Origin of the sequence: Streptomyces sp. NPDC060027 (genome assembly GCF_042737005.1) — a bacterium.
Classification (GTDB): domain Bacteria; phylum Actinomycetota; class Actinomycetes; order Streptomycetales; family Streptomycetaceae; genus Streptomyces.
The window spans coordinates 20,720-27,203 of the sequence record NZ_JBHWVI010000117.1 but is presented as its reverse complement, the minus strand read 5'-3'; the positions used below and the strand labels follow the sequence as shown (position 1 = coordinate 27,203).

7 protein-coding genes are annotated in these 6,484 nt (G+C 71.0%); 1 reads left to right on the top strand and 6 read right to left on the bottom strand.

Annotated features, from left to right (window positions below; genetic code table 11):
• Window positions 1-86: 86 nt before the first annotated feature.
• From ACFWBT_RS26040 to ACFWBT_RS26025, 4 genes are all read right to left on the bottom strand, one after another.
• A complete protein-coding gene (locus ACFWBT_RS26040) occupies window positions 87-836 on the bottom strand; it encodes a DUF6227 family protein (RefSeq protein WP_385704614.1) in 750 nt (249 codons plus the stop codon).
• 157 nt (window positions 837-993) lie between these two features.
• Window positions 994-2,211 (bottom strand): Ig-like domain-containing protein, encoded by a 1,218-nt coding sequence (locus ACFWBT_RS26035; RefSeq protein ID WP_385704613.1) that lies wholly within the window; start codon window positions 2,209-2,211, stop codon window positions 994-996.
• A 128-nt stretch (window positions 2,212-2,339) separates the two neighbouring features.
• The gene (locus ACFWBT_RS26030) at window positions 2,340-3,362 is read right to left on the bottom strand and encodes a P1 family peptidase (protein ID WP_385704610.1); all 1,023 of its coding nucleotides are present in this window, start codon (window positions 3,360-3,362) and stop codon (window positions 2,340-2,342) included.
• Window positions 3,363-3,432: 70 nt separating this feature from the next.
• The gene (locus ACFWBT_RS26025; RefSeq protein WP_385704608.1) at window positions 3,433-4,668 is read right to left on the bottom strand and encodes a low temperature requirement protein A; all 1,236 of its coding nucleotides are present in this window, start codon (window positions 4,666-4,668) and stop codon (window positions 3,433-3,435) included.
• A 253-nt stretch (window positions 4,669-4,921) separates the two neighbouring features.
• On the opposite strand from ACFWBT_RS26025, the gene ACFWBT_RS26020 reads away from it, so the two are divergent.
• Window positions 4,922-5,104, top strand: a complete 183-nt coding sequence (locus tag ACFWBT_RS26020; RefSeq protein ID WP_385704605.1) for a hypothetical protein — start codon at window positions 4,922-4,924, stop codon at window positions 5,102-5,104.
• An 82-nt stretch (window positions 5,105-5,186) separates the two neighbouring features.
• Here ACFWBT_RS26020 and mscL read toward each other — a convergent pair whose 3' ends face one another.
• Window positions 5,187-5,657, bottom strand: coding sequence for a large conductance mechanosensitive channel protein MscL (mscL, locus tag ACFWBT_RS26015; protein WP_385704602.1), 471 nt, complete (start codon window positions 5,655-5,657; stop codon window positions 5,187-5,189).
• Between the two features lie 114 nt (window positions 5,658-5,771).
• On the bottom strand, window positions 5,772-6,311 hold the full coding sequence (locus ACFWBT_RS26010; protein ID WP_385704599.1) for a hypothetical protein: 540 nt from the start codon (window positions 6,309-6,311) through the stop codon (window positions 5,772-5,774).
• Between the last annotated feature and the right edge of the window lie 173 nt (window positions 6,312-6,484).

The window sequence follows — 6,484 nt, the reverse complement described above, 5'->3', positions numbered from 1 at the left end:
CCCGGGCAGGGCTCGCCCCGCGCCGGGCAGGGCTCGCCCGCCGCGGGGCAGTGCTCAGCGTGGTCGCGCTGGGGCCCGGTTGGACGTCAGCCCTGGCGCGTCGCGCGCCGTTCCATCGCGTCGCGCGCCGCGTCCTCCGACGCGTACACCTCGCACATGTGCCGCCGGTCCGGCGTCGCCGTGTGCTCGACCTCCCACAGGGAGATCTCCTGCCCGTCGCGCAGCAGGAACGCGTGTTCGTAGAGCGAGAAGCACAGGCCCGCCTGGCCGGCCCGGCAGGGGCGGCCGAAGGCCTGGGTGATCTGGTGCGCGAACGCCTCCCGGAGCAGGAGCGTCGTGAGGTCGGCGCCCGGCCGGTCCGGATTCTCCGCGCGCCGCAGGAGCCGACGCGCGTGATCGGCGGAGTCGTCGGGCACGTAGGTGTGACGCGGCTCGGGGATCGCCGACAACTGCACGAACACGGGCAGTTCGAAGTCCGGCGCGTCCGGCGGCAGGGGGAGTCTGGCCGTGGCGGCGCGCAGCTCCTCCTCGTCGACGTAGACCTCGTGCTGTGCTTCGCGGCCCGGCGCCGTGTTGTGCACGAGCTCCCACAGCGTGACGGCGGAGCCGTCGGCGAGCAGCCACGTGTGCCGGTACGTCTCCCGGTGCAGTCCCGCGCTGTGGTGCGCGGAGTGCAGCGAGCTGTCGTGCGCCAGCGCGCAGTCGAGTCGCCGTATCGTCTCGTCGGGCAGCTCGAACGAGTTCAGGGTGCGGCCCAGAAGTCGCGCGAGATGCTCCTCCGGAGACTCGGGCGACTCGGGTGGTTCGTACGCTGCTGTCTCGTACGGAACGCTCAAGGTTTCTCCCGGCGTTGCTGCATGTCACCTTGTGGGTGCATACCGTAGCCCCTCGGTCGGACATCATGTCCGCGAACCGAGAAAACGTACGGACGGAAAACGGGCGGGCCGCGCGGCAAGTTCCCACGCGGCCCGCCCGGGCGTCAAAAGGCCCTCGTCAGACGGCACTTCCCGCGGTCCACGCGCTCCACGACATGTTCCAGCCGTTGAGTCCGTTGTCCGGAGAGACGGTCTTGTCGGGCGAGTTCTTGACGGTCACGACGTCCCCGACGAGCGAGTTGTCGTAGAACCACTTGGCGGTCGTGTCGCCCTGCGCGCCCTGTACGTCGGCGAGGCCCACACAGCCGTGGCTGGTGCCCTGCCGGCCGAACGGCGGATTCCCGCGGTTGTACCAGTAGTTGCCGTGGATGAACGTCCCCGAGGACGTCAGCCGCATCGCGTGCGGCACGTCGGCGATGTCGTACTCGCCGCCGAATCCGACCGTGGAGCCGTTCATCCGGGTCTGGACGAACTTCTCCGAGATCACCATCTGTCCGTTGTACGTGGTGTGCTCGGGGGTGCCCGCCGAGATCGGGACACTCTTGAGGGGCTTGCCGTCACGCACGACCGTCATGGTCTGCGTGCCGACGTCGACCGTGGAGACCTGGGAGCGGCCGACGGTGAACGTGACCTTCTTCTTCTGTACGCCGTACACGCCGTTCGCGCCCTCGACGCCGTCCAGGGCGATTTTCATCGTGACCTTGGAGCCGGCCTTCCAGTACTCCTCGGGCCGGAAGTCGAGGCGCTGCGCCCCGAACCAGTGGCCCACGACCCGCTGCCCGCTGCTGGAGGTGACCGTGATGTGCGACTGCACGGTCTTCCTGTCGCCGATCGCCTTGTCGAAGGTGAACGACACCGGCATGCCGACACCGACGGTGGAGCCGTTGTCCGGCGTATACGTGCCGATGAAGCTGTTGCTCGAAGAGACCGTGGTGAAGATCGAATTGGCCGCCGCGGTCCGGCCGTCCGCGTCCTTCGCCATGGCGGAGATCTGGTACTTCGTCCCGCGCTCCAGCTGCTCCTTCGGCTTCCAGGAGTGGCCGTTCGCGGATATCGCCCCGGGCACGGCCGTCCCGCTCCCGGACACCGTCATCTTCACGCCGGTCAGCCTGCCGTCGCTGACCCTCACCCCGGTCGCGTTGATGGACGCGCTCGTCGAGCCGTCCTTCGCCGAGATGGCGATCTTCGCCGTGGACGTCCGGCTCGCGTTCTTTCCGTCCTTGCCGCTCGCGCTGTCGGCGCTGGCGTCGCCTCCGCAGGCGGTGAGGGTGAGGGCGCCGACCATCAGGGCGGCACAGGCCCCCAGTGCACGCGCTGTCCTGTCCGGCGTTGTCACGGCTGCTCCCAGGTCTCGTCATGTGTGATCCGCTCGAGTACGTGGAGAGAGAGCGAGCGGCGACGCGACAGGTTCCCGTCGGCTCGTGCTGAGCACCATCACGTGACAGGACCGGGACAATCTCCCGACTACCGGTACAGCTCCTCGTACGACGGCCACACCCCGCCCGGCCCGTCCACCGGCTCCGCGGCACGCACCGCGCGCACGATCGCCCGCGTCACCAGGTCCGCGCCCGCCGCGAGGATCTCGTTGAGCGCGAGCGGGTCCTCGGCGGCGAGCGGCAGAGCACCCGTGGCCAGCGCGAACACCGTGTCCCCGTCGTTCAGCAGATGCACCGGCCGCACGGCGCGCGCGATCCCGTCGTGCGCGGTGCCCGCGAGCTTCTGTGCCTGGGCCCGCGTCAGATCGGCATCGGTGGCGACGACGGCGAGCGTGGTGTTCAACGGCGGCGGCGCGTTCTTCGCGGCGGCCTCCGCGAGCCTCCGCCGGGCGGCCTTGCGGACCGGGGCGGACGGATGCGCCGTTCGCCCTCGCGTCAATTCCCCGTACAGCGCCCCCGTTTCCGGTTCCACCACCGACCCCGCCGCGTTGGCCACCACCAGCGCGGCCACCGTGATGCCCGACTCCAGCACGGCGCTCGCCGTCCCGACCCCGCCCTTGATCTGCCCGACCACCGCCCCGGTGCCCGCGCCGACGCCTCCCTCGTGCACCGGCGCGCGCAGCGCACTCGCGTCGGCCGCCTCGACCGCGGCCCGCCCGGTGGAAGCGTCCGGCCGGGACCGGAAGTCGCCGCCGCGTCCGAGATCGAAGACACAGGCGGCGGGCACGACGGGCACGACATGCGCGGGGTCGGGCCCCACGCGCACCCCGCGTCCCCGCTCCTCCAGCCACGCCATCACGCCCGACGCCGAGTCCAGCCCGTACGCGCTGCCGCCGGTCAGCACGACCGCCTCGACCCTCTGCACGAGGTTGCGCGGATCGAGCGCGTCCGTCTCCTTGGTGCCGGGCCCGCCGCCGCGCACGTCCACCGCGGCGATCGCACCTCCTTCGGGGGCGAGCACCACCGTCGTGCCCGTGAGCCAACCGTCGCCGGTCCGCGTCGCGTGTCCCACCCGCAGCCCGGCGACATCCGTCAGAGCGTCAACTGTCATGGCCCCAGTGTTCCCCGGCCGCAGGCCGCAACAGCGCCTTCCCCCTATACGCCCCGGCGCCTTCCCCCTCCTATACGCCCCCGGCCGCGTTCCCCGCCGCTTCCCGCCCGACCATCCGCGTCGTCATCACCACCCCGACCGCCACGGCCAGTGCCGAGACGATGCCCGAGGCGAGGACCGCCCAGTCGCCGAGGAAGGTGCACAGGATCACGAGCAGCGCCGTGGTCGGCAGCACGAGCTGCTGGGCGATGCCGATCTTGAAGTAGCGGGAGTGCAGCGCCCAGACGGCGAGGAAGTACAGCGCGGTCGGCAGCGTCACCGCGGCGGACGCCGAGAGCGTGGAGATGTGCGCCTTGCCGACCGTCTGCTCCACCGCGACCTCCAGGCCCGCGCCGATCGCGGCCGCCGAAGCGAAGATCAGATAGTGGCCGTAACCCCACAGGAAGGCCTGTCTGTTGGACCGCAGATGCCCGTGGATCGGCACCACGAAGTAGATCCACCAGGCGGAGAACACGATCAGCAGCCCGCCCGCGGCGATGGGCAGCAGCTCGCCCAGGGCGTCGTGCTCGTCCACGGCCGACTTCACCGCGACGGTGGCCGCGGCGATCGTCTCGCCCAGCACGATGATCGTGAACAGTCCGTACCGCTCGGAGATGTGGCGCGGATGCCAGGACGTGGTGAAGGCCTTCTCCGCGAACACCGGGACGCACAGCTCCGCGATCGCCACGACCAGGAACACCCACGGACGGCCCGGCTCCGGCGCGATGAGCAGACCGAGCCATCCGACCTGGCACAGGAGCACGCCACCCGCGTACCGCAGCGCCATGGTTCTCTCGGCGCCCTCGGTGGACCGCGCCACCCGCAGCCACTGGGCGATCATCGCGAACCGCATGATCGCGTAGCCGAGCCAGACGGCCAGGAAGTCGTGGCTCCCGAACGCCCGCGACACCCCGGCCGCCAGTACCAGGACGCCGGCGATCTGCACCAGGGTGACGACCCGGTAGAGCACGTCGTCGTTGTCGTACGCCGACGCGAACCAGCTGAAGTTCATCCACGCCCACCAGATGGCGAAGAAGATCATCGCGTAGTCGAGGATGCCCTCACCCGCGTGCCCCTCCGCCACGGCGTGCACCAGCTGGGCGCCCGCCTGGGCGATGGCCACCACGAAACACAGGTCGAAGAGGAGCTCCAGCGGCGACGCGACCCGGTGTTCCTCGTCGCGGCCGCGTGCGGTCATTCTGCGCAGCGGTCGACGGCCCGCGGGCCGTGGTGTCGCGGCGGACTCCGGAGTGGATCTGGACGTCATACGGCCAAGCACAGCAGAAAAGTCCCGGAAATTCTTGTGAATGCGTTCACAAGCGTGTTCGGTGCCGAAATCCGGGCCGGATGCCAGGTCAGACCTGTCACGGGGATCCGGATCGGCCGGGCCGGAGGGCCTCCGGCCCGTGATCGGGGAGCCGTGCCCCTCACCGGATCGTGGTGGTCGCCCGTCCGTCACGGTGCCGGGGGGCCCGGGCGGGCCGGGGTGGGCCGCCACCCCCGCGGCGTACTCTTGGGGCATGAGTCCCGCCCCCGCCCCCGAACCGCGTGATCCGAAGTCGGCACTGGTCTTCGACGATCCGTTGAGCCGGCAGTCCTCGGACGATACGGACCGTGGGTGGGGCGAGCGGGCCGACACCACGGGCGACAGTGCCGCCGACCTGAAGCGCTTCCTCGACGAGAAGCCGCCCCACCACCTCTGAGCCCGGCCCCTGATCTCCCTGCCCCCGCGCTCCGGGCTTCCGCGCCCTTCGGTACTCCGGGCGTGGGTCCAGGGATCTGCCGTCAGTGCTCGCGGGGTCCCGGACCGCGCTGCGCGACCATCGCGTCGCGGATCTCCTTCAGCACCTCCAGCTCCGACACCTCGATGATCTCCTGCGTGTCTTCCTTCGCCTTCTGGCGGGCCGCCTGCCGGGCCAGGAACTTGGCCATCGGCAGAACCATCAGGAAGTACACGACGGCCGCGGTGATCACGAAGCTGAGCGTGGCGCCCAGTACCGAGCCCCACATGAGGCGGATGCCCCTGGCGGTCTCCCCGGTGCCCTTGCACGGGTCCTTCAGACAGGAGCTGTAGCTGTCGAGGTTCTTCGTGCCGACAGCACCGACCAGCGGGTTGATGATGCCCTTCACCACGGAGTTGACGATGTTGGTGAAGGCCGCGCCGATGACCACGGCGACGGCCAGGTCGATGACGTTGCCGCGCATCAGGAAGGCCTTGAAGCCCTCCCAGACGCCGGGCTGCTTCTTGTCGCTCACCAGGGGGCCCCTCTGCACAGGTTGTGGAACAAACAGCTCCGCAACCTACGGCAGGGCCTGCCGGGCCTGTCCAATTGGGTCGCTCCAACGAGAGACTTGACACGGTTTCGTCACTCATCGCAGGGTCACCGCCAGCCGTGACGTGGCGCCGGCGCCGGCCAGCCGAGCGGCCGTCGCGCGGGGGACGGAGAGGACGACCAGCGCCCCGGTGCCGGTGGCGCCGACGTCCGGGATCTCGGTGACCCGCGCCCAGGTCGCGACCACCCGCGCCGCGCCGCCGCTGTCGGCCGCGACCACGTCCACCCGGTCGCCGGGACGCAGCAGGCCCACCGTGGCGCCGTCGGCGATCCGGACCGGCGCCGTCACCGTCTCGACCGCCCGCTGTCCGCGTGCGGAAGCGGTGGCGGTGGCGGACCCGGCAGGGGGCGCGGTCGCCGGATGTCCTCGCGCCCTTCCGGTATCACCCGGGCCTGCCGCCACGAGCCCGGCCGCGGTCATCGCCAGACCGGCGGCGACCGCCCGCCTCCTGTGCCGGGCGAGGCGCCGCAGCCGATACCGTCCGCCGCGCACACGGACGGGAGCGAAGTGCGGCACCTCGCAGGTCGGAGGCGCGTCCGCGCCGGGCGGGCGGACGAGGGGAGAGAGCTGTGCCATGGGGACCACCACCTGCGACGAGGGATCGGCTTGCGATCCCACGATGAGGTGTCGCGGCGAAGTCCGCCGGGGCCGGTGGATCACCGACGGTTTGTGGACAACTCCCTCACCCGAACGGGAGGTTCCGCCCGCGTTCCGGCCCGGGGAACTCCGCCGCGGCCGCGACTGTGGGC

Bases quoted from the DNA above. Each gene is read 5' to 3' on its own strand.
- ACFWBT_RS26010 (WP_385704599.1), bottom strand. From the start codon at position 6,311: ATGGCACAGCTCTCTCCCCTCGTCCGCCCGCCCGGCGCGGACGCGCCT.
- ACFWBT_RS26030 (WP_385704610.1), bottom strand. From the start codon at position 3,362: ATGACAGTTGACGCTCTGACGGATGTCGCCGGGCTGCGGGTGGGACAC.
- ACFWBT_RS26020 (WP_385704605.1), top strand. From the start codon at position 4,922: ATGAGTCCCGCCCCCGCCCCCGAACCGCGTGATCCGAAGTCGGCACTG.
- ACFWBT_RS26025 (WP_385704608.1), bottom strand. From the start codon at position 4,668: ATGACGTCCAGATCCACTCCGGAGTCCGCCGCGACACCACGGCCCGCG.